Below are 24,991 nucleotides of genomic sequence, written 5' to 3' on the forward strand. Positions count from 1 at the left end.
ATGAAGGTTAAATCTATGAAAGCATTACATTTTGGCGCAGGTAACATCGGTCGTGGTTTTATCGGTAAACTGCTGGCAGACGCGGGCATTACGCTGACATTCGCCGATGTGAATCAGGTGGTCCTGGATGCCCTGAATGCGCGTCATAGCTATCAGGTCCATGTAGTCGGTGAAAACGAGCAGGTTGAGACGGTATCCGGCGTCAACGCGGTCAGCAGCATCGGGGAAGACGTTATCGACCTGATCGCCAGCGTCGATCTGGTCACCACGGCCGTGGGTCCGGTCGTTCTTGAGCGCATCGCCCCTGCGGTTGCGAAAGGCCTGGCAAAACGTAAAGCGCAGGGCATCGACACCCCGCTGAACATCATCGCCTGTGAAAACATGGTGCGCGGCACCACGCAGCTGAAAGGCCACGTGCTCAACGCTGTAGCAGATGAAGACAAAGCCTGGGTTGAAGCGCACGTCGGGTTTGTGGATTCCGCCGTAGATCGCATCGTTCCGCCGTCTGAATCCGCCAACAACGACCCGCTGGAAGTGACCGTAGAAACCTTCAGCGAGTGGATCGTTGATAAAACCCAGTTTAAAGGCGCCCTGCCGACCATTCCGGGAATGGAATTAACCGATAACCTGATGGCATTTGTCGAACGCAAACTCTTCACGCTGAACACCGGGCATGCTATAACCGCGTACCTCGGAAAATTGGCCGGTCATCGGACCATTCGTGATGCGATCCTCGATGAGAAGATCCGCGCGGTGGTAAAAGGGGCAATGGAAGAGAGCGGCGCGGTGCTGATCAAACGCTACGGTTTTGATGCTGATAAACACGCAGCATACATCCAGAAAATCCTCGGTCGCTTTGAAAACCCGTATCTGAAAGATGACGTTGAGCGCGTGGGCCGTCAGCCTCTGCGCAAACTGAGCGCAGGCGACCGTCTGATTAAGCCGCTGCTGGGCACGCTTGAATACGGCCTGCCGCACGCCAACCTGGTGAAAGGGATTGCCGCCGCGATGCACTACCGCAGCGAGCAGGACCCGCAGGCGCAGGAACTGGCTCAGCTGATTAATGACAAAGGCGCGCAGGCTGCGCTGGCGCAGATTTCCGGTCTGGACGCCAACAGCGACGTGGTTGTGGAGGCGGTTAACGCATACAACGCAACCAAATGATGCACAGTGCGGCGCAGGTTAACCTGCGCCCAAATAATAGATTGTCAGATATGCAGGCAATAATGGAACAAACCCAGGCCTTTGAAAATCGTGTGCTTGAGCGTCTGAATGCTGGCAAAACCGTACGAAGCTTCCTGATTGCCGCCGTCGAGCTGTTAAACGAGGCGGTGAATATCCTGGTGCTTCAGGTGTTTCGCAAAGACGACTACGCGGTAAAGTATGCTGTAGAACCGTTACTGGACGGAGACGGACCGCTGGGCGATCTATCCGTGCGTCTGAAGCTAATTTATGGTCTTGGCGTTCTGAACCGGCAGGAGTATGAAGATGCGGAGCTGTTAATGGCGCTGCGCGAAGAACTCAATCATGACGGTAACGAGTACACCTTTACCGATGATGAGATCCTGGGGCCCTTCGGCGAGCTGCACTGCGTCACCGCGCTGCCCCCTGCTCCCCATTTTGATAACAGCGACCCTGAGCTCTACGCGATGCAAAAGCTGCGTTATCAGCAGGTTGTCCGTTCCACGATGGTTCTCTCCCTGACTGAGCTGATTTCCCGAATCAGCTTAAAAAAAGCGTTTCAGAAGTAAGCCTGCTCACATTGGTGTATCCTTCCCTGTAAATTCCCCGTTTTCAGAGTTATTTGTCATGAAAGAAGTCGAAAAGAACGAAATTAAACGCCTGAGCGACCGCCTGGATCTGATCCGCCATCAGATGGCTGGCCTGTCACTGGTCGATTCCGCCGAGAAGTACGCCGAGCTGGAAAAAGAAGCCGCCACGCTGGAAACAGAAATCGAGCGCCTGCGCGAAGTGAAAGGCCAGAAGCTGAGCAAAGAAGCGCAGAAGCTGATGAACATGCCGCACCGCCGCGCGATCACCAAAAAAGAACAGGCCGACATGGGTAAGCTTAAGAAAAGCGTCCGCGGTCTGGTGGTGGTACACCCGATGACCGAGCTTGGCCGCGAAATGGGCCTGAAAGAGATGACGGGTTTTTGTAAGACCGCGTTCTGATACTTCCCCCTCACCCAAACCCTCTCCCCAAAGGGGCGAGGGGACTGTACGGTGCGGTTTTCTCCCTCTCCCCATGGGAGAGGGCCGGGGTGAGGGCATCAGGCCCCACCCCGCTTCAAATTGGCCCAACCAATCCCCCTTTTCTTTCTTCCCTGGTTCACAATTCCATTATTTCCGCTCACAAACTCATTGCTTGACCATAACATTTGGTTAACCATTCATTGTCATTAACCCTACAACACAACATTGGCAGGACCACTTTTACACAACCTGTGACGCAGAGTTGAGCGGAGACTCACCCGCAGCGCAGGCTGTCTGGTCCCCAGGAGACCTGCATGAGCCTCTGGCAACAAAACTACGACCCGGCCGGTAATATCTGGCTGTCGAGCCTGATCGCATCGCTTCCGATCCTGTTCTTCTTCTTTGCGCTGATTAAGCTCAAGCTGAAGGGCTACCTCGCCGCGACGTATACCGTTGCTATCGCCCTGATGGTGGCGCTGTTCTTCTATAAAATGCCGGTCGATCGCGCGCTGGCCTCCGTCGTCTACGGTTTCTTCTACGGCCTGTGGCCGATTGCGTGGATCATCATCGCGGCGGTGTTTGTCTATAAAATCTCGGTGAAAACCGGGCAGTTCGACATTATCCGCTCGTCGATTCTTTCCATCACGCCGGACCAGCGCCTGCAGATGCTGATTGTCGGCTTCTCCTTCGGGGCATTTCTGGAGGGCGCGGCAGGCTTTGGCGCACCGGTGGCGATCACCGCCGCGCTGCTGGTCGGTCTGGGCTTTAACCCGCTCTATGCCGCGGGCCTGTGCCTGATTGTGAACACCGCGCCGGTTGCGTTTGGCGCGATGGGTATTCCGATTCTGGTGGCCGGACAGGTTACCGGGCTGGACAGCTTCGAGATCGGCCAGATGGTCGGCCGCCAGCTGCCCTTCCTGACCATTATCGTCCTGTTCTGGATCATGGCGATTATGGATGGCTGGCGCGGCGTGAAGGAAACCTGGCCTGCGGTGATGGTGGCGGGCGGTTCGTTCGCTATCGCTCAATACCTCAGCTCGAACTTCCTCGGCCCGGAGCTGCCGGACATCATCTCTTCGCTGGTGTCGCTGGTCTGTCTGACGCTGTTCCTGAAACGCTGGCAGCCGGTGCGTATTTTCCGCTTCGCCGACATGGGCGCTTCGCAGGTTGATCAAACCCTGGCCCGTACGGGCTATACGGCAGGACAGGTGATCCGCGCCTGGTCGCCGTTCCTGTTCCTGACCGCAACGGTCACCCTGTGGAGCATCCCGCCGTTTAAAGCCCTGTTCGCGCCGGGTGGGGCGCTGTACGACATGGTGATTAATATTTCCGTACCGTTCCTCGACAAGATGGTCGCCCGTATGCCGCCGGTGGTGCACGCTGCCACGCCGTATGCCGCGGTCTATAAATTCGACTGGTTCTCCGCCACCGGTACCGCCATCCTGTTTGCCGCTATTCTTTCCGTAGTATGGCTGCGCATGAAGCCTGCGGCCGCGGTGCAGACCTTTGCCGCGACCGTTAAAGAGCTGATGCTGCCGATTTACTCCATCGGCATGGTGCTGGCGTTCGCGTTTATCTCGAACTACTCCGGCCTGTCATCGACGCTGGCGCTGGCGCTGGCCCATACCAGCCACGCCTTCACCTTCTTCTCGCCGTTCCTCGGCTGGCTGGGGGTGTTCCTGACCGGTTCCGATACCTCGTCTAACGCCCTGTTCGCCGCGCTGCAGGCAACGGCGGCCCAGCAGATTGGCGTGTCGGACGTCCTGCTGGTGGCCGCGAATACCACCGGCGGCGTGACCGGGAAAATGATCTCTCCACAATCCATCGCCATTGCCTGTGCGGCGGTGGGACTGGTCGGTAAAGAGTCGGATCTGTTCCGCTTTACCGTGAAACACAGCCTGATATTCACCTGCATGGTGGGGGTGATCACCACCCTGCAGGCCTATGTCTTAACCTGGATGATCCCATGATAGTAATGCCCAGACGCCTGTCCGACGAGATTGCCTCTCGCGTGCGGGCGCTGATTGAAGAACAACAGCTGGAAGCGGGCATGAAGTTGCCCGCCGAACGCCAGCTCGCCGCCCAGCTTGGCGTGTCGCGCAATTCTCTGCGTGAGGCGCTGGCGACGCTGGTTAGCGAAGGGGTGCTGGTGAGCCGTCGCGGCGGCGGCACCTTTGTACGCTGGCAGCATGACGACTGGTCCGAGCAAAACATCGTGCAGCCGCTGAAGACGCTGATGGAGAACGACCCGGACTACAGCTTCGACATCCTTGAAGCGCGTCACGCCATCGAAACCAGTACCGCCTGGCACGCGGCCATGCGGGCAACCGACGCCGACAAAGAGAAACTCATCGCCTGCTTTGAGGCCACGCAAAGCAGCGACCCGGATATCGCCTCCCAGGCGGACGTCCGTTTTCACCTGGCGATTGCCGAGGCGTCGCACAACGTGGTGCTGCTCCAGACCATGCGCGGGTTCTTCGACCTGCTGCAATCCTCCGTGAAGCAGAGCCGCCAGCGCATGTATCTGGTTCCGCCAGTGTTTGCCCGACTAACCGAACAGCACGAGGCGGTGCTCAACGCCATTCTGGCCGGTGATGCCGAGGCCGCGCGCAAAGCGATGATGGCGCATCTCGGTTTCGTGCACACCACCATTAAACGATTCGATGAAGACCAGGCCCGACAGGCGCGTATTACCCGTCTGCCTGGCGACAGTGATATTTCCAGGGAGAACAAAGCATGATTATTTCAGCAGCCAGTGACTATCGCGCCGCGGCGCAGCGCATTTTGCCCCCGTTCCTGTTCCACTACATCGACGGCGGGGCGTATGCCGAATACACCCTGCGCCGCAACGTGGAAGACTTGTCGGAGGTGGCTCTGCGCCAGCGCGTGCTGAAGAATATGTCTGACCTGAGCCTTGAGACAAAGCTGTTTAACGAAACGCTTTCCATGCCCGTCGCGCTCGCGCCTGTGGGCCTGTGCGGCATGTATGCCCGCCGTGGCGAAGTGCAGGCGGCCGCGGCGGCGGATGCCAAAGGCATTCCGTTTACCCTTTCCACCGTGTCCGTCTGCCCGATTGAAGAGGTCGCCCCGACCATCAAGCGCCCGATGTGGTTCCAGCTGTACGTCCTGCGCGATCGCGGCTTTATGCGCAACGCGCTCGAGCGCGCCAAAGCGGCGGGCTGCTCCACGCTGGTCTTTACCGTCGATATGCCAACGCCCGGGGCACGCTATCGTGATGCCCACTCAGGCATGAGCGGCCCGAATGCTGCGTTACGCCGCTACTGGCAGGCCATGACCCATCCGCAGTGGGCGTGGGATGTCGGCCTGAACGGTCGTCCGCACGATCTCGGGAATATCTCGGCATACCTCGGTAAACCGACCGGGCTGGAGGATTACATTGGCTGGCTGGCGAACAACTTCGATCCGTCGATCTCGTGGAAAGACCTGGAGTGGATCCGCGAATTCTGGGACGGCCCGATGGTGATCAAAGGGATCCTCGATCCGGAAGATGCCCGCGACGCGGTACGCTTTGGCGCAGACGGGATTGTGGTCTCTAACCACGGCGGACGCCAGCTTGACGGGGTGCTCTCTTCCGCACGCGCCCTGCCGGCCATCGCCGATGCGGTGAAAGGCGATATTGCGATCCTGGCCGACAGCGGCATCCGCAACGGGCTGGACGTGGTGCGCATGATTGCGCTGGGCGCCGACAGCGTGCTGCTGGGACGCGCGTATCTGTATGCGCTGGCGACGGCGGGCCAGGCAGGGGTGGCGAATCTGCTCAACCTGATCGAAAAAGAGATGAAGGTGGCGATGACGCTGACAGGAGCGAAAACGATCGGTGAAATCAGCAGAGATTCTCTGGTGCAGGAGTTAAGCAAATTACCGGCGGCGCTGGCGCCACTTGCTCAGGGAAACGCGGCCTGACCTTCGCCGGTTAATCCCCCTTTCTCACGCGCCCGATTTCCCCCTCGGGCGCTTTTTTACGCCAAAAATAACATCCAGATAACATATTGGATAAGAAAATTTGACATCCACCCGCCGTCCGCAATTGTATAGACAAGCAAATACAAGAACACAAAAACAACATCAGATCGGAGTGGAGCGTATGGCGTATTCAGGTAAGGTGGATATTCAGCAGGTGATCGATGAGAGTCCCTTTTCAGGGTTTCACTGGCTGCTCATTGTACTAGGCTTTCTGGTTCTGGCGATCGATGGTTTTGATACGGCAGCGATGGGTTACATCGCGCCTACGCTGTCGGCAGAATGGGGAATACACAAACAGGATCTGGGGCCGGTGCTGAGTGCGGCGCTGCTGGGGCTGTCGCTGGGCGCGCTGGTTGCCGGTCCGGTATCGGACCGGATGGGGCGCAAGCGCGTGCTGGTCTTTTCGTGCCTGTTCTTCGGCCTTGCGAGCCTGGGGACGGCCTGGGCGCAAAGTCTGAATACCCTGACGCTGTGGCGCTTTCTGACGGGCCTGGGCCTCGGCGCCGCAATGCCTAACGCCATCACGCTGATCTCCGAGTTTGCCCCCCAGCGCTGTCGCGCCATGGCGATCAATGCCATGTACTGCGGCTTCCCTCTGGGCGCGGCGGGCGGCGGCGCGATCTCTTCCTGGCTTATCCCCCACCACGGCTGGCGAAGCGTGCTGCTGACCGGGGCGATTGCGCCGCTGGTTTTAACGCTGCTGCTGGCGCTGTTTTTACCGGAGTCCGTGAAGTTTCTGGTGCAGCGCGGGAAAGACGTCATGCAGGTCCGCCGCATCGCCAGCCGGTTTGCCCGCAGCACGCTGGATAGCGTCACGGGCTTTTTCCTGGCGGAGGAGAAAGTCGCCTCTAAAAAAGGGAGCGTGTCGCAGCTGTTTTCCATGCCCTGGCTGCCCGGCACCCTGATGCTGTGGGTGACCTATTTTATGGGGCTGGTCATTTACTACGTTCTGCTAAGCTGGATGCCAACGCTGATGCAGGGGATGGGCTATGCCCTGGCAGAATCCGCATGGCTGACCTCGCTGTTCACCTTCGGCGGCACCGCAGGCATTCTGCTCGCGGGCTGGATGATGGACCGCTGGGAAGCGCACAGGGTGGTCGCGTGTGGTTTCGTGCTGACAATGGGCCTCATCCTTTTGCTTGGCATTGAGCATAACCATATCGCCCTGTTTGGCGGGCTGATTTTCCTGATGGGGATCGCGATGAACGGCGCGCAATCGGGCATGCAAACCCTGGCCGCCACCTTTTACCCTACCGAGTGCCGCGCGACGGGCATCGCCTGGATGCAGGGGATCGGCCGCTTTGGCGGCGTGGCGGGAACCATGACCAGCGCCCAGCTTCTCTCTATGCAGTGGCAGGCAGACAGTATTTTAATGATCCTCAGCGTGCCCGCTCTGGTAGCCGCTGCGGCAACCGTCTACAAAATGCTGTACGGCCGCTCGCAGGAACCCGGCGTCGCGTAGTTCCTCTCTTTTCTGCTATTCTGCCCCCGCAATTAAGGGGGCAGCATGCTTAACATCGTTTTATTCGAACCAGAAATTCCGCCGAATACCGGCAATATTATCCGCCTGTGTGCCAACACCGGTTTTCGTCTGCATATCATTGAGCCGATGGGCTTTACGTGGGACGACAAACGTCTGCGTCGCGCAGGGCTGGATTATCATGAATTTACCGCCGTCGTTCGCCATCACGATTACGCCGCGTTTCTGGAAGCAGAGAAGCCGCAGCGCATGTTCGCCCTGACTACCAAAGGCACGCCAGCGCATAGCGCCGTGAGCTATCAGGCAGGTGACTATCTGATGTTTGGCCCGGAAACCCGCGGCCTGCCGGCCACGATCCTGGATGCCCTGCCCGCCGAGCAGAAAATCCGTATTCCGATGATGCCGGACAGCCGCAGCATGAACCTGTCGAACGCGGTGTCGGTGGTGGTGTATGAAGCCTGGCGCCAGCTGGGGTATCCGGGCGCCATTCTCAGAAGTTAAATGCCGTCACCATACTCGAACGTATGGTGAATGCCGTTGAAGTGCTGATCCATGTCCATGGAAGGCTTATCGCTGTCTGGTTTACCGACGATGCGCGCCGGTACGCCAGCGGCGGTGGTATGCGGCGGCACGGGCTGGAGCACTACGGAGCCTGCGCCGATCTTCGCACCGCGCCCGACTTCGATATTGCCAAGGATTTTGGCACCCGCGCCAATCATCACCCCTTCACGGATTTTCGGGTGGCGATCGCCGCTGGTTTTACCGGTACCGCCCAGGGTAACCGACTGCAGGATCGAGACGTCATCTTCAATGACCGCCGTTTCCCCGACGACAATCCCGGTGGCGTGGTCGAGCATGATCCCGCGGCCAATTTTCGCAGCCGGGTGAATATCGACCTGGAACGTCACGGAAACCTGGTTTTGCAGGAAGATCGCCAGCGCGCGGCGGCCTTCATTCCACAGCCAGTGGCCGATGCGGTAAGCCTGCAGGGCGTGGAAGCCTTTCAGGTACAGCAGCGGCGTAGAATATTTATCGACCGCCGGATCACGCGTGCGCACGGCCTGAATATCGCAGGCGGCAGAGGCGATCATTTCCGGGTCTGCAGCGTAAGCCTCTTCCACCACTTCCCGAATGGCGATAGCTGGCATGATCGAGGAAGCCAGCTTGTTGGCGAGCATATAGCTCAGCGCGCTGCCGAGGTTTTCGTGCTTAAGTAGCGTCGCGTGGTAGAAACTGGCCAGCATAGGCTCGCAGTCGGCCAGCGCCCGGGCTTCGGCTTTAATATTGTTCCAGACGATATCCAGTTCTTCACACGGCATTGCTTACTCCAGACGATAGTTAATGACCAGCCAGTTCTGCGCTGGCTGGGTCATTCAGGTGACAACGGTTCCGACTAGTTACTGCTGCGCTCGTCCTTGCGCGCACGACCTAATAAGGTCAATGCTGCCTCGCGCGCATTTTTTCCGCAATACAATACCTGATAAATTTCCTCGGTTATTGGCATTTCGACACCGAAACGGTGCGCCAACTCGCGGACTTCCTTGGTATTGCGGTAGCCTTCAACCACCTGACCAATCTTCTCCTGCGCGCCTTTAACATCGCTGCCCTGTCCGAGCATCATGCCAAAACGGCGGTTACGAGACTGGTTATCGGTACAGGTCAGCACCAGGTCGCCCAGGCCAGCCATTCCCATAAAGGTGGCCGGATCGGCACCCAGCGCTTCGCCCAGGCGGGACATTTCGGTCAGTCCTCGGGTGATCAGCGCCGTACGCGCATTGGCACCAAAACCAATGCCGTCTGACATCCCGGCACCAATCGCAATCACGTTCTTCACCGCACCGCCCAGCTGCACGCCGATAAAATCGGGGTTGCTGTAGACGCGGAAGCTCTTGCCGCAGTGCAGCAGCTGTTGAAGATCGTCGGAGAAGGCCTGATCGGTGGAGGCCAGCGAAATCGCCGTCGGCAGGCCAGCGGCCAGCTCTTTGGCAAAGGTCGGGCCGGAGATGACCGCCAGCGGGATCTCATCACCCAGCGCTTCGCGGGCAACGTCCTGCAGCAGGCGTCCGGTTTCGGCTTCCAGTCCTTTTGTCGCCCAGACAATGCGCGCATCCGGGCGCATCAGCGGCTTAATCTGGCGGAGCACGTCGCCAAATACATGGCTCGGGACCACAATCAGAATGTTGCGGCTGGCCGCCAGCGCGGTCGCAAGGTCGCTTTCAAGGTGCAGGGAGTCGGGGAACGGAACGTCCGGAAGAAACGCCACGTTACAACGGTCGCGTTGCAGCGTTGCGATATGTTTTGGATCGTGGCCCCAGAGAACCACTTCGTGACCATTTCTTGCCAGCGTGATGGCAAGAGCGGTGCCGTATGAGCCGGCACCGATCACAGTCATTGACGCATTAACAGTGCTCATCAGGCATCCTGATGTTGTTCAGCACCTTCGCCAGCTTGCTGCTGCAGATAGTTCATGAACAGCGCATCAAAGTTAACTGGCGCAAGGTTCAGTTGCGGGAATGTACCGCGAGAAACCAGGCTGGTGATGCATTCACGCGCATACGGGAACAGAATGTTCGGGCAGTACGCACCCAGGCAATGCGCCATCTGGTTGCCTTCGATACCGCCGATAGAGAAGATGCCGCCCTGCTGTACTTCACACAGGAATGCAGTTTCTTCGCCCAGGGACGCGGTAACGGTCACACGCAGCACGACTTCATACACGTCATCTGCCAGCTGGGTAGATGCGGTATCCAGATCAAGTTTAACCTCTGGCTGCCAGTCTTTCTGGAAAACATGTGGCGCATTTGGCGCTTCGAAAGAGACGTCCTTGGTGTAGATACGCTGGATCTGGAAAGTCATTTCGGTGTTGTTTTGTTCTGACATGGAAATACCCTTTTTAATTGTCCTAAAGTCTCTTAGCTCAGCAGCGGATCGAGTCCACCACGGGCGTCGAGCGCATACAAGTCATCACAGCCGCCAATGTGCTGCGCATCAATAAAAATCTGCGGAACCGTCGTGCGACCACTACGTTTGATCATCTCTTCGCGTTTAATCGCGTCACCGTCGATCGGCAGTTCCTGGAACGTGACGCCTTTGCTGTTCAGCAGCGCTTTCGCACGATGACAGAACGGGCACGTCGCTTTGGTATAGATCTCAATATTGGCCATGACTGAACTCCTTATTTACCGCGTACCAAAGGAAGATTTTCCCCGCTCCAGCCGGAAATACCTTCTTTCAGCACCGTTACGTTTTCGAAGCCTGCTTTATGAAGCGCGCTGGCAGATTCCTGTGCCTGCATGCCGGTCGCATCGACAACGATAATCGGCTGGGCTTTGTGTTTCTCAAGCTCACCGACGTTGTTCGCTTTGATTTCAGCTGGCAGCAGGTTGATTGCGCCCGCAATGTGACCTTTACGGAAATCGTCACGCTGACGCAGATCGACCACGACGGCATCTTCTTTGTTGATCAGACGCGTCGCTTCACCACGGGTGATAACCTTAATTTTAGACGTCAGGCTCTTAAATGTGGTGAACAGCACAGCAGCCAGCAGGCCAATCCACGCGATGCTCAGAACCGGATGGCGGCTAACGAATTGCATAATTTCTTGCATGGAGGGTAACTACTCCCGACTAAGTGATAAAAAAAACCAGGACAGGAGTATACCTGTGCGTTCTGGCAAATACAGCCAGCGACCATAACCTAATCCATTTTCTGCGGCATGCCACCTAAAAAAATGCCTCAAAATGGTCTGATGAACATCTTGCCCCTGCGCTTTCTTTGATCTTCTGCGGCTATTTGATCGATTCAGCTGTAGTAAAATTACGCAAATTTTGACTCTTGAGCATGAGGTTGTCGCAATGTCGGTTTCTAAAAAACCTATGGTACTGGTGATTCTGGATGGCTATGGCTACCGTGAAGATAGCCAGGATAACGCTATTTTCAACGCCAAAACCCCGGTCATGGATGCCCTGTGGGCGAAACGTCCGCATACGCTGATTGACGCGTCTGGCCTGGAAGTAGGCCTGCCGGACCGCCAGATGGGCAACTCCGAAGTCGGCCACGTAAACCTGGGCGCCGGGCGTATTGTGTATCAGGATCTGACGCGTCTGGACGTTGAAATCAAAGAACGCACCTTCTTCTCCAACCCAACGCTGTCTGGCGCGGTCGATAAAGCCGTTGCCGCTGGCAAGGCCGTACACATCATGGGCCTGCTCTCTGCTGGCGGCGTGCACAGCCACGAAGATCACATCATGGCGATGGTTGAACTGGCCGCTGAACGCGGTGCAGAAAAAATCTATCTGCACGCCTTCCTGGACGGTCGCGATACGCCACCACGCAGCGCAAAAGGCTCTCTGCAAGCCTTCGAAGACAAATTCGCCGCGTTGGGTAAAGGCCGCGTAGCATCCATTATTGGCCGTTACTACGCCATGGACCGCGACAACCGCTGGGATCGCGTTGAACAGGCCTATGACCTGTTGACCCTGGCAAAAGGTGAATTCCAGTTCGCGACCGCCGTTGAAGCGCTGGAAGCAGCTTATGCTCGTGATGAAAACGACGAATTCGTCAAAGCGTCCGTCATTCGCGCTGAAGGCCAGACCGACGCCGCCATGGAAGATGGCGACGCGCTGATCTTCATGAACTTCCGCGCTGACCGCGCGCGCGAAATCACCCGTGCTTTCGTCAACAGCGACTTCGACGGTTTTGCCCGCAAGAAAGTGGTAAACATCGACTTCATCCAGCTGACCGAATATGCGGCAGACATCAAAGCGCCGTGCGCATACCCACCGGCCTCGCTGGCAAACACCTTCGGTGAGTGGATGGCGAAGAACGACAAAACGCAGCTGCGTATTTCCGAAACTGAAAAATACGCGCACGTGACCTTCTTCTTTAACGGCGGCGTTGAAGAGCCGTTCAAAGGCGAAGACCGCATTCTGATCAACTCACCGAAAGTCGCGACCTACGATCTGCAGCCAGAAATGAGCTCTGCAGAATTGACGGAAAAACTGGTTGCGGCCATCGAGAGCGGTAAATATGACACCATCATTTGTAACTACCCGAACGGCGACATGGTGGGTCATACCGGGGTGATGGAAGCGGCAGTGAAAGCGGTTGAAGCGCTGGACCACTGCGTTGAGCAGGTAGCGAAAGCGGTTGAATCCGTTGGCGGCCAGCTGCTGATCACCGCAGATCACGGTAACGCTGAACAGATGCGCGACCCGGCGACCGGCCAGGCGCACACGGCCCATACCAACCTGCCTGTTCCGCTGATTTATGTGGGTGATAAATCACTGAAAGCAGTGGAAGGCGGCAAGCTTTCTGACATCGCGCCAACCATGCTGTCGCTGATGGGTATGCCGATCCCTGAAGAGATGACTGGTAAGCCGCTGTTCATCGTGGAATAATCGCTCCCCATGAGGGGAAAGGCGATTTTTTCAATCACATGGGTCGTGAAGCCGCTTAGGTTATCAGTCAGACCTCTGTTTTACGCCAGCGCACTCAGCGCTGGCGTATTGCTGTGCGCCGTATCCGCCCACGCGGATGACCGCGACCAGCTGAAATCCATTCAGGCCGATATCGCCGCCAAAGAGCGTGCGGTACGCCAGCAGCAGCAGCAGCGCTCCGCCCTGCTCGCCCAGCTTAAGCAGCAGGAAGAGGCGATCTCCGCCGCAACGCGTAAACTCCGTGAAACGCAAAATACCCTCGCCCAGTTGAATAAACAGATCGACGAGATGAACGCGTCGATTGCCAAACTCGAGCGCCAGCGCGATGCGCAGGAGCGCAATCTTGCCGCACAGCTTGATGCCGCATTCCGTCAGGGTGAACATACCGGACTCCAGCTGATCCTCAGCGGCGAAGAGAGCCAGCGCGGCCAGCGCCTGCAGGCCTACTTTGGCTATCTCAACCAGGCGCGTCAGGAGACGATCGCGCAGCTGAAGCAGACGCGCGAAGAGGTCTCAACGCAAAAAGCCGAGCTGGAAGAGAAGCAGAGCCAGCAGCAGACATTGCTCTACGATCAGCAGGCCCAGCAGGCGAAGCTCGAGCAGGCCCGCAACGAGCGTAAGAAAACCCTGGCCGGTCTCGAGTCCTCGATTCAGGAAGGACAGAGCCAGCTGAGCGAAATGCGCGCCAACGAATCCAAACTGCGTAACAGCATCGCCCGTGCGGAAGCCGCGGCGAAAGCGCGCGCCGAAAAAGAGGCTCGCGAGGCGCAGGCCGTTCGCGACAAGCAGCAGGAAGCCTCCCGCAAAGGCACCACCTACAAGCCAAGCGAAAGTGAACGTTCCCTGATGTCGCGTACCGGCGGCCTGGGCTCACCTCGCGGCCAGGCTTTCTGGCCCGTTCGCGGTTCAATTCTGCATCGCTATGGCGAACAGCTGCAGGGTGAGCTACGTTGGAAAGGGATCGTTATCGGTGCGTCTGAAGGTAGCGAAGTGAAAGCGATTGCCGATGGTCGTGTGATTCTGGCCGACTGGTTGCAGGGTTACGGACTGGTGGTGGTAGTCGAACACGGTAAAGGTGATATGAGCCTTTACGGCTACAACCAGAGCGCGCTGGTCAGCGTCGGCACGCAGGTGCGCGCGGGCCAACCCATCGCCCTTGTGGGCAGCAGTGGCGGTCAGGGCCGCCCGTCACTCTATTTCGAAATTCGTCGTCAGGGTCAGGCGGTCAATCCACAGCCGTGGTTGGGAAGATAAGTTTTGCTTCAATTTCGTCGAATCGTTTTCTCCGTCGTCAGCGCGCTGGCGCTGGCTGCACCGGTATACGCAGGTAAGCTCGCTATCGTGATTGATGACTTTGGTTATCGTCCGCACTATGAAAATCAGGTGCTGGCGATGCCGTCAGCCATCTCCGTTGCCGTCCTGCCAAATGCCCCCCATGCGCGTGAGATGGCGACCAAAGCCCACAGCAGCGGGCATCAGGTTCTCATCCACCTGCCCATGGCCCCGCTCAGCAAACAGCCGCTGGAAAAAGATACCCTGCGCCCGGATATGAGCAGCGAGGAGATCGAGCGCATCATCCGCGACGCCTACAACAAGGTGCCGTATGCCGTAGGGCTGAACAACCATATGGGCAGCGCTATGACCTCCAGCCTGTACGGGATGCTAAAAGTGATGCAGGCGCTGGAGCGTTACAACCTCTACTTCCTCGACAGCATGACCATCGGCAACAGCCAGGCGATGCGCGCCGCTCAGGGAACGGGCGTAAAGGTGATTAAGCGCAAGGTGTTCCTGGATGACACCCAGAACGAAGCCGATATTCGTATGCAGTTCAATCGCGCGGTACAGCTGGCCCGCCGCAATGGTTCGGCCATTGCCATCGGTCACCCGCACCCGTCGACCGTCCGCGTCCTGCAGCAAATGCTGCCGACCTTACCTTCCGATATCACGCTGGTGCGCCCGAGCGATCTGCTTAACGAGCCGCAGGTGGATACCTCTACGCCGAATTCTGCGCAGCCCGTGCCAACTGCACCGCGTAATCCGTTCCGCGGCGTGAAGCGCTGCGTACCGAAGCAGCCGCTTGAGCCGGTCTATGCAACCCGCTTCTTCTCCGTCATCGGAGACAGCATCAGTAACAGTACGCTGGTGAATTACGTCCAGCAGCAGTGGCAGGGATGGGGTAAGAAAGCCTGACGCTTATTTCGCAATCTGAGAGTCCGTCTGCTCGTTAGCAACGGGCTCTTTTTTTTCCTGATGCTGATACCAGGATTTGAAATACTTCAAAAAGCTATAGGCTGTGGCGTACAGTCCCGTCGCCACCCCCACTTTGCCCTTACGCCAGGCGCCGCTAAACAGATACCATTTGAAAAAAGCCCCGATGGCGCTGATTACGCCGCGCCCGATAGAGGGCCGTATTTTTTGATGTTGAACCAGGCGGGTTGTATAACAATTTAATTTGTTAAAAAGCTCATGCATCGTGGGAAACGTATCATGTTTTACATAACCCGGAATACGTTCACAACGGAGAAAACCTTCGACCTGATCGTCTACCGGTCGGTTATTAAACCGAGACTGGTTACGGTTAAAAAGACGCACAGGATAATCAGGGGATGAAACAGGATAAATCGTCCGGACTTCCTCACCCAGAACAAACCAGTGGCGGCATATTTGCCATGCCATTCCCGGGTCTGGCTCATCGCCTGCTTTTAACGTTAAAACGGCATTAACCGTTTCCTGATCAAGAATTTCGTCGCTGTCGATGCACAGGACCCAGTCATGGCTGGCTAAGGATATAGCATAGTTCATCTGCTCGCCATGCCAGCCAAATTTTTTATAGACGGGTTGAAGGCCAAAGCTTTCACAAATATATCGTGTTTTGTCCGTGCTGCCAGAATCGACTACGACAATTTCATCCGCTATTTTCAAAAGAGGCGGGATAACATCGTGCAATAATCTTTCAGAATTAAACGTTAATAAGCAGACCGTTATTTTAAACATTTCCCCACTCTCAATAGCAGTCTAAATTAATATTATTAATACTATATAAATGAGTAGAGACGATTAAAGTCCTGAATCACACTTTTCAAATAAGCACGCTTGAAATTTTGTCTAATCCTGAAGCGCAATAAAATAGAAAAATCTATTTTATTTCAACAGATTCTTTATAATGCAGTCAGTTGAAGGGTAGCACACGGATTCAGACATGCCGCACAAAAGTAAAATTCTCCTCCTGGATACGGGTAAAGAATGGGGGGGAGGCACCAACAGTATGCTTGAGCTCCTGAAGCGAATCAATCGCGATAAATTCGATATTACCTGTTGTTTTTACAGTGATTATAGTCGTGCTGAAGGTGAGACGATTGGCCAGGTGCTCAACGGCATCGGGATCCCACTCATCGTTATCCCTCAACGCCAGCAGCCGGTCTGGGCCAAATTGCTGAAGGAAGCGGGACGTAGCCTGCTGTTTTTCTCACGCGGCGCCCGCAAGGCATTTACACGTCATGTGGATATCATGTGGCGCATCAGGCCTAACGTCAGCAAAATCGAAACCCTTTTCAAGCAGGGCGGTTTCGATACGCTCTATATGAATAACCAGCCGGGCTCAAATGAGGAAGGCTATCTCGCGGCGGCAAAGCTGCAGGCGCGGTTGATTCAGCACTGCCGCATTGAACCTGTTTTAACCCCGCCGCTGGTAAAGCTGGTTAATGCCCATGCCACAAAAATCATCGCCGTCTCGCACGGCGTTGAACGCGTGTTGCTTGAGCATGGCGTCCGGCCCGAACTGTGTACGACGGTCAATAATGCCATCGACATCCACCAGCCTTTACCTGACCGACGCGCGATGCGCCAGCGCCTGAACATCGATGACGACACGTTTGTGTTCGGCAGTATCGGGTCGTTAATCCCTCGCAAAGCCAACCACCACACGCTGGAGGCGCTGGCACAGTTCAGCCAGAAACATCCCCAGGCGAAATGGAAAATGGTGCTGGTCGGAGAAGGTGCCGAGCGTCGCGCTTTAACAGAACAAGCCCGAGCGCTGGGAATTGAATCCCGCGTCATCTTCACCGGTTTTCAGAATACCCCATTTGATTACCTCGCTACGTTTGACGCCTTTATTCTGGCCTCAAAAAGCGAGGGGCTGCCGCGCGTGGTGCTGGAAGCGATGCTTCTCAATATCCCCGTGATTGGCTCTCAGGTGACCGGCACGGCGGAATTGATTGATCATGATTCGACAGGGCTGCTCTTCCCCTGGAGCGATGTTTCACAGCTTGCACAGCATCTGGACAATATCTGGTCAGATGCGGACCTGCGGGCTCGACTGGCTGCGGCTGCATACCAGAACGTCTGTCATACCTATGCCATCGAAAACTATGTCAGCGGTGTCGAAGCCGTGCTTGGCGCGCACTAACCAAACGAGATAACTATGTTTAAATTTCTTAATGCTCGCTATCGTCATATCACCGGGCGACACAACATTCTTTACAGCTCTCTGCCCGTGACGGGCGCGCTTGCTGCGGTGGATTCTATTGTGATTCCGTGTACCGGCGCAGATTTCGTCGAAGAAGCATTACTCTCTGCCACCTTCGCGGAACGCTATGCCACCGGGGTGAGCGAAATCGTCATCGTCAGCGATCAGCCTGAATCCGCCTTTGGGGTACTGCCGCCGAAAACACGCGTAGTGACGCTTAACCTTCCGGTTCGTGAGGAAGGTTACCGCTATAAGCAGATCTACCTCAGCCGCCTGGTGAAGCTTAACGCCCCGCTGCAGGCGCGCGGTGAAGGCGTATTGATGATCGATTCCGATCTCAACTTGCTCAAGATGCCCGAGATCAACATGGCAGATATGCATATCTACTCCAGCTTCCGTCAGGGCAAAATGATTGCCAAGCTGGACGGTGCGCCAGCGGAGAAAGTGCCGGCGTATTACAAAGAGACGGTGCGCCCGTATCTGGTCGATCACGTTAACGGCGCGTTTCTTGCGGCAACTAAAAAAACCTGGCGCCGTATCTGCCCGCTGTGGCTGACGCTGTTCCAGGATACCTGGGAGCTGATGGACGACACGCAGCCGCCGACCGATCAGCTGCCGCTCGCCGCGCTGCTGGACATGCTGGATCTAAAAACGGTTAACCTGGGTGACTGGATGAACTGGCCGGTCTCGAAGAAAATCGGCGGTCAGGAAGCCGTTGTACCGAAAGAGGTGATTGGCGCGCACGGCGGTTTCCCTCTCTCCGAATGGCAGAAGTATCTTGAATCGCCGGATAACAAACTGTTGTTCAAAGGTCAGGACTACACCCGCAAGGTGCGTTACCTGACGGACGAAGAGAAAAAGAATCAGTAAAAAAGGGGCCTGAGGCCCCTTTTTGATTACTTATCCCAGCTCAGGATCACTTTTCCTGACTGGCCGGAACGCATCGCGTCGAAGCCCTGCTGGAACTCATCGATGGAGAAGCGGTGAGTAATAATCGGGGACAGATCCAGACCGGACTGGATCAGCGCCGCCATCTTGTACCAGGTCTCGAACATCTCGCGGCCATAGATGCCCTTGATGAACAGCCCCTTGAAGATGACTTTGTTCCAGTCGATAGACATATCTGACGGCGGAATACCCAGCATCGCGATACGGCCACCGTGATTCATGGTGTCGAGCATGGTGCGGAACGCCGGCGGCGCGCCGGACATCTCCAGACCTACGTCAAAGCCTTCGGTCATGCCCAGCTCTTCCATCACGTCGGTCAGGCTCTCTTTCGAGACATCTACCGCACGGGTGACGCCCATTTTGCGTGCCAGCGACAGACGGTATTCGTTCACGTCGGTGATCACAACGTTGCGCGCACCCACGTGCTTCGCCACCGCAGCCGCCATAATGCCGATTGGGCCCGCGCCGGAGACCAGCACGTCTTCACCGACCAGGTCGAAGGAGAGCGCCGTGTGCACCGCGTTGCCGAACGGGTCGAAGATGGAGGCCAGATCGTCAGAGATATTGTCCGGGATTTTGAAGGCGTTAAAGGCCGGGATCACCAGATATTCCGCGAAGCAGCCCGGACGGTTTACGCCCACGCCAATGGTATTACGGCACAGGTGCGTACGCCCGCCGCGGCAGTTACGGCAGTGGCCGCAGGTAATATGGCCTTCACCGGAGACGCGATCGCCAATTTGGAAGCCTTTCACTTCCTGGCCGATACCCACCACTTCACCGACATATTCGTGACCGACAACCATCGGTACCGGAATGGTTTTCTGCGACCACTGGTCCCAGTTGTAGATGTGAACGTCAGTACCGCAGATGGCGGTTTTACGAATTTTGATCAGCAGATCGTTATGACCGACTTCCGGCTCCGGCACGTCGGTCATCCAAATCCCTTCTTCCGCTTTCAGTTTGGATAACGCTTTCATCACACGTCCTCAGGCAATTACGCCCAGCTGTTTGCCGATGCGGGTAAAGGCTTCCACCGCACGTTCAATTTGTTCAGGCGTATGCGCCGCAGACATCTGGGTGCGGATACGCGCCTGACCTTTTGGCACCACCGGGAAGAAGAACCCGGTGACGTAAATCCCTTCTTTCTGCAGCTCGCGAGCAAATTGCTGCGCGACGACCGCATCACCCAGCATCACCGGAATGATCGCGTGGTCAGCACCGGCCAGGGTAAACCCTGCGGCGCTCATTTTTTCGCGGAACAGACGGGCGTTGGACCACAGGCGGTCGCGAAGCTCAGCGCCGGACTCCACCATCTCCAGCACTTTGATGGAGGCAGAAACAATGGCCGGCGCCAGGGAGTTGGAGAACAGATACGGGCGGGAGCGCTGGCGCAGCCACTCGACCACCTCTTTACGCGCGGCGGTATAGCCGCCGGACGCGCCGCCGAGCGCTTTGCCCAGCGTACCGGTGATGATGTCCACGCGGCCCATCACGTCACAGTATTCGTGGGAACCGCGGCCGTTTTCGCCGACAAAGCCGACCGCGTGAGAGTCATCGACCATCACCAGCGCGTCGTATTTATCCGCCAGGTCGCAAACGCCCTTCAGGTTGGCGATCACGCCGTCCATGGAGAACACGCCGTCGGTGGCGATCAGCACGTGGCGAGCACCGGCTTCACGCGCCTCTTTCAGGCGCGCTTCCAGCTCGACCATGTCGTTGTTGGCGTAGCGGAAACGCTTCGCTTTGCACAGGCGTACGCCGTCGATGATGGAAGCGTGGTTCAGGGCGTCGGAGATAATCGCATCTTCTGCGCCAAGCAGGGTCTCAAACAGACCGCCGTTGGCGTCAAAGCAGGAGGAGTACAGAATCGCGTCTTCCATTCCGAGGAAGCTCGCCAGCTTTTGCTCAAGCTGCTTGTGGCTGTCCTGCGTACCGCAGATAAAGCGTACGGAGGCCATGCCGAAACCGTGGGTGTCCATGCCGTTTTTTGCAGCGGCAATCAGCTCAGGGTGATTCGCAAGACCTAAATAGTTGTTCGCACAAAAGTTGATCAAATGGCTGCCGTCGGCAACGGTGATGTCCGCCTGCTGGGCAGACGTGATAATACGCTCTTCCTTGAACAACCCTTCCGCACGTGCGGTGTCGAGGTCGCTGTTTAACTGTTTGTAAAAATCACCACGCATTGCAATTCTCCAGACTCGGCAAATTTCGGGACATATTACCCAAACCTATAGTTCATGACGAGATGACACGTCATCTCTTGTCGTTTTTGCAGCATAAATCACGCGTACCCCTGCGCTGTGAAGGTGAATGGCTGAAGGGCAGCCATACTAATGATATGATAGAGACATTAGCGTCCGGGATTGTCCCCGGGCTCCACACTTCAAAGGTTACAGTTATGATCATCGTTACCGGCGGCGCGGGCTTTATCGGCAGCAATATTGTTAAGGCTCTCAATGACAAAGGCATCACCGACATCCTGGTGGTTGACAACCTGAAAGACGGCACCAAGTTCGTCAACCTGGTGGATCTGAACATCGCTGACTACATGGATAAAGAAGACTTCCTTATCCAGATTATGGCAGGCGAAGAGTTCGGCGAGATCGAAGCCATCTTCCACGAAGGTGCGTGCTCTTCCACCACCGAGTGGGACGGTAAGTATATGATGGACAACAACTATCAGTACTCCAAAGAGATCCTGCACTACTGCCTGGAGCGTGAAATTCCGTTCCTGTATGCCTCTTCTGCGGCCACTTACGGCGGGCGCACCTCGGACTTCATCGAGTCCCGTGAATATGAGCAGCCGCTGAACGTCTACGGCTACTCCAAATTCCTGTTCGACGAGTACGTGCGTCAGGTGCTGCCAGAAGCGAACTCGCAGATCGTCGGCTTCCGTTATTTCAACGTCTACGGACCGCGCGAAGGCCACAAAGGCAGCATGGCGAGCGTGGCGTTCCACCTGAACACCCAGCTGAATAACGGCGAAAGCCCGAAACTGTTCGAAGGCAGCGACGGCTTTAAGCGCGACTTCGTTTACGTAGGCGACGTTGCCGCAGTGAACCTGTGGTTCTGGGAAAACGGCGTATCCGGCATCTTCAACCTGGGTACCGGCCGCGCGGAGTCCTTCCAGGCCGTGGCTGACGCAACGCTGGCTTATCACAAAAAAGGCAGCATCGAGTACATTCCGTTCCCTGACAAGCTGAAAGGCCGTTATCAGGCGTTCACCCAGGCCGATCTGACCAACCTGCGCGCCGCAGGCTACGACAAGCCGTTCAAGACCGTTGCCGAAGGCGTAACGGAATATATGGCCTGGCTGAACCGCGACGCGTAAGTATGAAGATTCTGGTGATCGGCCCGTCATGGGTGGGCGACATGATGATGTCGCAAAGTCTCTATCGCACGCTCAAGGCGCGTTATCCCCAGGCGATAATCGACGTGATGGCACCCGCATGGTGCCGTCCGCTGTTGTCGCGTATGCCGGAAGTGAACGAGGCGATCCCGATGCCGCTTGGCCACGGGGCGCTGGAAATTGGCGAACGCCGTAAACTCGGCCATAGCCTGCGCGAGAAGCGCTACGATCGGGCGTATGTCCTGCCAAACTCCTTTAAATCCGCCCTGGTGCCCTTTTTTGCGGGTATTCCACATCGCACCGGCTGGCGCGGTGAAATGCGCTACGGCCTGCTGAACGATGCGCGGGTGCTGGATAAAGAGGCCTGGCCGCTGATGGTGGAGCGCTATGTGGCGCTAGCCTACGACAAAGGCGTGATGCGCAGTGCGAAAGATCTGCCGCAGCCTCTGCTATGGCCACAGCTTCAGGTCAACGACGGTGAAAAATCCCAGACCTGTAACGCGTTTGGCCTTTCGTCTGAACGTCCGATGATTGGCTTCTGCCCCGGCGCCGAGTTCGGCCCGGCAAAACGCTGGCCGCACTACCACTATGCGGAGCTGGCGAAACAGCTGATTGACGAAGGCTACCAGATTGTCCTGTTCGGTTCGGCAAAGGACCACGAGACAGGCAACGAAATTCTCGCGACGCTCAGTAATGAACAGCAGGCCTGGTGCCGCAACCTGGCGGGAGAAACGCAGCTTGAACAGGCGGTTATTCTGATCGCCGCCTGTAAGGCTGTGGTCAGCAACGATTCGGGCCTGATGCACGTCGCTGCCGCGCTCAACCGCCCGCTGGTGGCGCTGTATGGCCCAAGTAGCCCGGACTTCACGCCCCCGCTTTCTCATAAAGCGCGCGTCATCCGCCTGATCACGGGCTACCATAAAGTTCGCAAGGGCGATGCCGCAGAAGGCTACCATCAGAGCCTGATCGACATTACGCCAGAGCGCGTTCTCGAAGAGCTTAACGAACTGCTGTTGAGTGAAGAAGGATAACGAATGCGGGTACTGATCGTTAAAACTTCTTCGATGGGCGATGTGCTGCATACGCTCCCGTCACTGACGGACGCCATGCGGGCCGTTCCCGGCATTCGTTTTGACTGGGTGGTGGAAGAAGGCTTCGCGCAGATCCCCACCTGGCATGAAGCGGTTGACCGCGTGATACCGGTGGCGATTCGCCGCTGGCGCAAAGCGTGGTTCTCCGCGCCGATTAAAGCCGAACGCAAGGCCTTCCGTGAGGCGGTGCAGGTACAGCATTATGACGCTATCATCGACGCCCAGGGGCTGGTGAAAAGCGCCGCGCTGGTGACGCGTCTGGCACATGGCGTAAAGCACGGTATGGACTGGCACACCGCCCGCGAACCGCTGGCGAGCCTGTTCTATAATCGTCGCCACCACATCGCAAAGCAACAGCATGCCGTCGAACGTACCCGCGAGCTGTTTGCAAAAAGCCTGGGCTACGCGAAACCGGAAACCCAGGGCGACTACGCCATTACGCAGCACTTTTTGCGCAATACAGATCCCTGTGCTCAGCCTTATCTTGTCTTCCTGCATGCCACAACGCGCGACGATAAACACTGGCCGGAATCGCACTGGCGAAGCCTGATTGAACTAACGCAACCCACCGGCATCCATATTAAACTCCCGTGGGGTGCCGAACATGAGCGGCAGCGTGCAGAGCGTCTGGCAGACGGCTTTTCACACGTCGAGGTATTGCCAAAACTCACGCTGGCACAGGTTGCAGCGCAGCTGGCGGGAGCGAATGCTGTTGTTTCCGTTGATACAGGTTTAAGCCATTTAACCGCGGCGCTGGATCGTCCGAATATTACGATTTTTGGTCCGACCGATCCTGGATTGATCGGGGGTTACGGCAAAAACCAGCATCAGATGGTCAGCCCGACCCAGCAAACGAAGGATATCAGCGCAGATGCTATTTTTTCATTTTTACAGGGCAGCCGTTGGCTTTCCAACAGGGATATCTAACGCATGAGTTACGTATTTCTGCTGATTTTACTCTTTCCGGTGAAGCTTATCCGGAAGCTGTTCCGCAAAGAGACGGGTAAAAACCTGGTCATTCAGACAGCAAAAATCGGCGATTTTGTTAATGCAACGCCCCTTCTGGCGTACCTGCAAAAAAGCGACGTGCTCATCAGCCGTAGCGTAGGTGCGCTGGCGAAGCATGATGAGACGATCGACAAGATTTTTTTTATCGAGCAGCATAAGCGTAACCTGTGGCGAAAGCTGGTCTTTGCCTGCCGGATCATGGACCGCTATGACAATGTCTATCTCCTGCAACCCAACAGCGTGAACCTCTTTTTCGCCTCCGTATGTAACGCTAAAAACAAACAGTTTTTAAGCACTTACACGCGCAGATGGTATCACGGCATTTTCTATGCAACGGCAGACGGTACTGTTGAACACGGTAAGAAGACGCTTTCGGTCACGAACTATCTCAGGCTGGCCGATCGCGCCTTATCCTGGCAAGACTCGCCAAAGCACGCCACAAAACCCCTTTTCAAACCCGCGACCTATCCGGCAATCCTCGACAAACCCGGCGTGATCCGCATTGGCATCAGCGTAGCCGCCGGGAATAAAGCGAAAACCGTTCCGCCGGTCATCTGGAAGCAAATTGCCGATCGTCTCGTCGACCTGCCCTGCGAGTTTTATGTCTTTGGCGCGCCGAATGAACAATCGTGGATGGATGATATCACCCGCGCTTATGGTGAACTGCCCAACTTTATTAATCTGATTGGCAAAATCTCGCTTGAAGAGCTGCCGTGGGCCATTTCTAAAATGGATTGCTATATCGCGTCTGACTCGGGGAATGTCTACATTGCCGATGCTGTCGGCGTGCCGGTAATCTTACTGTTTGGGCCTTGTTGCCACTATGAACAGCGTCCGCTGGGCAACGTATTGCTAATTGGTAATGATGACAATATTTGCTCATATGTTTTTGAAACACGATATTACTTCTCACAGGGCCGGGAAGAACTCTTCGCTGTAACAGACGAATCGCTGCGTGAACTTAAACATTTCATCTGTGAGCTACCAACAATTAACGCAACCGCATACTCCTTTGATGCTCAGGGAAACTAATTT

At 56.4% G+C, this 24,991-nt stretch carries 25 protein-coding genes; 17 read left to right on the forward strand and 8 right to left on the reverse strand.

The window, feature by feature from the left end; translation table 11 throughout:
- Window positions 1–15: 15 nt before the first annotated feature.
- The 8 genes from mtlD (at window position 16) to trmL (ending at window position 8,158) form a co-directional block, all read left to right on the forward strand.
- Window positions 16–1,164, forward strand: coding sequence for a mannitol-1-phosphate 5-dehydrogenase (gene mtlD, locus ACOTZC_RS15055; RefSeq protein ID WP_248162862.1), 1,149 nt, complete (start codon window positions 16–18; stop codon window positions 1,162–1,164).
- Window positions 1,161–1,751 carry a mannitol operon repressor MtlR gene (gene mtlR / locus ACOTZC_RS15060; RefSeq protein ID WP_047173755.1) on the forward strand — a complete coding sequence of 197 codons (591 nt, stop codon included), beginning with the start codon at window positions 1,161–1,163 and terminating at the stop codon, window positions 1,749–1,751. Before mtlD ends, mtlR begins: the two co-directional genes overlap by 4 nt.
- Before the next feature lie 58 nt (window positions 1,752–1,809).
- On the forward strand, window positions 1,810–2,172 hold the full coding sequence (locus ACOTZC_RS15065) for a YibL family ribosome-associated protein (protein WP_010436679.1): 363 nt from the start codon (window positions 1,810–1,812) through the stop codon (window positions 2,170–2,172).
- A gap of 335 nt (window positions 2,173–2,507) precedes the next feature.
- Complete coding sequence (gene lldP / locus ACOTZC_RS15070; RefSeq protein ID WP_023309919.1) at window positions 2,508–4,163, forward strand: L-lactate permease; 1,656 nt, start codon at window positions 2,508–2,510, stop codon at window positions 4,161–4,163.
- Window positions 4,160–4,933 (forward strand): transcriptional regulator LldR, encoded by a 774-nt coding sequence (gene lldR, locus ACOTZC_RS15075; protein ID WP_045400284.1) that lies wholly within the window; start codon window positions 4,160–4,162, stop codon window positions 4,931–4,933. Before lldP ends, lldR begins: the two co-directional genes overlap by 4 nt.
- Window positions 4,930–6,117: an FMN-dependent L-lactate dehydrogenase LldD gene (gene lldD / locus ACOTZC_RS15080; protein ID WP_045400286.1), complete on the forward strand. Its 1,188-nt coding sequence runs from the start codon at window positions 4,930–4,932 to the stop codon at window positions 6,115–6,117. The genes lldR and lldD overlap by 4 nt, the downstream gene beginning before the upstream one ends.
- A 181-nt stretch (window positions 6,118–6,298) precedes the next feature.
- The gene (locus ACOTZC_RS15085) at window positions 6,299–7,639 is read left to right on the forward strand and encodes an MFS transporter (RefSeq protein WP_163354489.1); all 1,341 of its coding nucleotides are present in this window, start codon (window positions 6,299–6,301) and stop codon (window positions 7,637–7,639) included.
- A gap of 45 nt (window positions 7,640–7,684) precedes the next feature.
- Complete coding sequence (gene trmL / locus ACOTZC_RS15090) at window positions 7,685–8,158, forward strand: tRNA (uridine(34)/cytosine(34)/5-carboxymethylaminomethyluridine(34)-2'-O)-methyltransferase TrmL (RefSeq protein ID WP_033147028.1); 474 nt, start codon at window positions 7,685–7,687, stop codon at window positions 8,156–8,158.
- On the opposite strand, the gene cysE is transcribed toward trmL, so the two are convergent.
- The 5 genes from cysE to ACOTZC_RS15115 form a co-directional block, all read right to left on the reverse strand.
- Window positions 8,155–8,976 carry a serine O-acetyltransferase gene (cysE, locus tag ACOTZC_RS15095; protein WP_008502718.1) on the reverse strand — a complete coding sequence of 274 codons (822 nt, stop codon included), beginning with the start codon at window positions 8,974–8,976 and terminating at the stop codon, window positions 8,155–8,157. The genes trmL and cysE overlap by 4 nt on opposite strands.
- A gap of 74 nt (window positions 8,977–9,050) precedes the next feature.
- Window positions 9,051–10,070, reverse strand: a complete 1,020-nt coding sequence (gpsA, locus tag ACOTZC_RS15100; RefSeq protein WP_023309915.1) for an NAD(P)H-dependent glycerol-3-phosphate dehydrogenase — start codon at window positions 10,068–10,070, stop codon at window positions 9,051–9,053.
- Window positions 10,070–10,537 (reverse strand): protein-export chaperone SecB, encoded by a 468-nt coding sequence (secB, locus tag ACOTZC_RS15105; protein ID WP_003860835.1) that lies wholly within the window; start codon window positions 10,535–10,537, stop codon window positions 10,070–10,072. Before secB ends, gpsA begins: the two co-directional genes overlap by 1 nt.
- A gap of 32 nt (window positions 10,538–10,569) precedes the next feature.
- Window positions 10,570–10,821, reverse strand: a complete 252-nt coding sequence (gene grxC / locus ACOTZC_RS15110; RefSeq protein ID WP_023309914.1) for a glutaredoxin 3 — start codon at window positions 10,819–10,821, stop codon at window positions 10,570–10,572.
- Between the two features lie 11 nt (window positions 10,822–10,832).
- Window positions 10,833–11,264, reverse strand: coding sequence for a rhodanese-like domain-containing protein (locus ACOTZC_RS15115; protein ID WP_023309913.1), 432 nt, complete (start codon window positions 11,262–11,264; stop codon window positions 10,833–10,835).
- 247 nt (window positions 11,265–11,511) lie between these two features.
- On the opposite strand from ACOTZC_RS15115, the gene gpmM reads away from it, so the two are divergent.
- The 3 genes from gpmM to ACOTZC_RS15130 are packed head-to-tail and all read left to right on the forward strand — an operon-like array spanning window position 11,512 to window position 15,285.
- Window positions 11,512–13,056 carry a 2,3-bisphosphoglycerate-independent phosphoglycerate mutase gene (gene gpmM / locus ACOTZC_RS15120; RefSeq protein ID WP_126303890.1) on the forward strand — a complete coding sequence of 515 codons (1,545 nt, stop codon included), beginning with the start codon at window positions 11,512–11,514 and terminating at the stop codon, window positions 13,054–13,056.
- Between the two features lie 33 nt (window positions 13,057–13,089).
- Window positions 13,090–14,349, forward strand: a complete 1,260-nt coding sequence (gene envC / locus ACOTZC_RS15125) for a murein hydrolase activator EnvC (protein WP_229218481.1) — start codon at window positions 13,090–13,092, stop codon at window positions 14,347–14,349.
- A 3-nt stretch (window positions 14,350–14,352) separates the two neighbouring features.
- Complete coding sequence (locus ACOTZC_RS15130; RefSeq protein WP_421635851.1) at window positions 14,353–15,285, forward strand: divergent polysaccharide deacetylase family protein; 933 nt, start codon at window positions 14,353–14,355, stop codon at window positions 15,283–15,285.
- Between the two features lie 3 nt (window positions 15,286–15,288).
- Here ACOTZC_RS15130 and ACOTZC_RS15135 read toward each other — a convergent pair whose 3' ends face one another.
- Window positions 15,289–16,089, reverse strand: coding sequence for a glycosyltransferase family 2 protein (locus ACOTZC_RS15135; protein WP_047173752.1), 801 nt, complete (start codon window positions 16,087–16,089; stop codon window positions 15,289–15,291).
- A 205-nt stretch (window positions 16,090–16,294) separates the two neighbouring features.
- Here ACOTZC_RS15135 and ACOTZC_RS15140 point away from each other — a divergent pair, with 205 nt between their 5' ends.
- Both ACOTZC_RS15140 and ACOTZC_RS15145 read left to right on the forward strand, forming a co-directional pair.
- Window positions 16,295–17,500, forward strand: a complete 1,206-nt coding sequence (locus ACOTZC_RS15140; RefSeq protein ID WP_047173751.1) for a glycosyltransferase — start codon at window positions 16,295–16,297, stop codon at window positions 17,498–17,500.
- A 15-nt stretch (window positions 17,501–17,515) separates the two neighbouring features.
- Window positions 17,516–18,430, forward strand: coding sequence for a hypothetical protein (locus ACOTZC_RS15145; protein ID WP_421635852.1), 915 nt, complete (start codon window positions 17,516–17,518; stop codon window positions 18,428–18,430).
- 26 nt (window positions 18,431–18,456) lie between these two features.
- On the opposite strand, the gene tdh is transcribed toward ACOTZC_RS15145, so the two are convergent.
- The gene (gene tdh / locus ACOTZC_RS15150) at window positions 18,457–19,485 is read right to left on the reverse strand and encodes an L-threonine 3-dehydrogenase (RefSeq protein WP_023309906.1); all 1,029 of its coding nucleotides are present in this window, start codon (window positions 19,483–19,485) and stop codon (window positions 18,457–18,459) included.
- A 9-nt stretch (window positions 19,486–19,494) separates the two neighbouring features.
- Complete coding sequence (gene kbl / locus ACOTZC_RS15155) at window positions 19,495–20,691, reverse strand: glycine C-acetyltransferase (RefSeq protein ID WP_126303899.1); 1,197 nt, start codon at window positions 20,689–20,691, stop codon at window positions 19,495–19,497.
- Window positions 20,692–20,906: 215 nt separating this feature from the next.
- Here kbl and rfaD point away from each other — a divergent pair, with 215 nt between their 5' ends.
- The 4 genes from rfaD to ACOTZC_RS15175 are packed head-to-tail and all read left to right on the forward strand — an operon-like array spanning window position 20,907 to window position 24,988.
- Window positions 20,907–21,839 (forward strand): ADP-glyceromanno-heptose 6-epimerase, encoded by a 933-nt coding sequence (rfaD, locus tag ACOTZC_RS15160; protein ID WP_008502707.1) that lies wholly within the window; start codon window positions 20,907–20,909, stop codon window positions 21,837–21,839.
- Window positions 21,840–21,841: 2 nt separating this feature from the next.
- The gene (gene rfaF, locus ACOTZC_RS15165) at window positions 21,842–22,888 is read left to right on the forward strand and encodes an ADP-heptose--LPS heptosyltransferase RfaF (protein ID WP_047173748.1); all 1,047 of its coding nucleotides are present in this window, start codon (window positions 21,842–21,844) and stop codon (window positions 22,886–22,888) included.
- Between the two features lie 3 nt (window positions 22,889–22,891).
- On the forward strand, window positions 22,892–23,875 hold the full coding sequence (gene rfaC / locus ACOTZC_RS15170) for a lipopolysaccharide heptosyltransferase RfaC (RefSeq protein ID WP_047173747.1): 984 nt from the start codon (window positions 22,892–22,894) through the stop codon (window positions 23,873–23,875).
- Between the two features lie 3 nt (window positions 23,876–23,878).
- On the forward strand, window positions 23,879–24,988 hold the full coding sequence (locus ACOTZC_RS15175; protein ID WP_421635853.1) for a glycosyltransferase family 9 protein: 1,110 nt from the start codon (window positions 23,879–23,881) through the stop codon (window positions 24,986–24,988).
- Window positions 24,989–24,991 lie beyond the last annotated feature (3 nt).

Origin of the sequence: Enterobacter cloacae complex sp. SHL009 (assembly GCF_049237205.1) — a bacterium.
Lineage (GTDB): Bacteria > Pseudomonadota > Gammaproteobacteria > Enterobacterales > Enterobacteriaceae > Enterobacter > Enterobacter cloacae_M.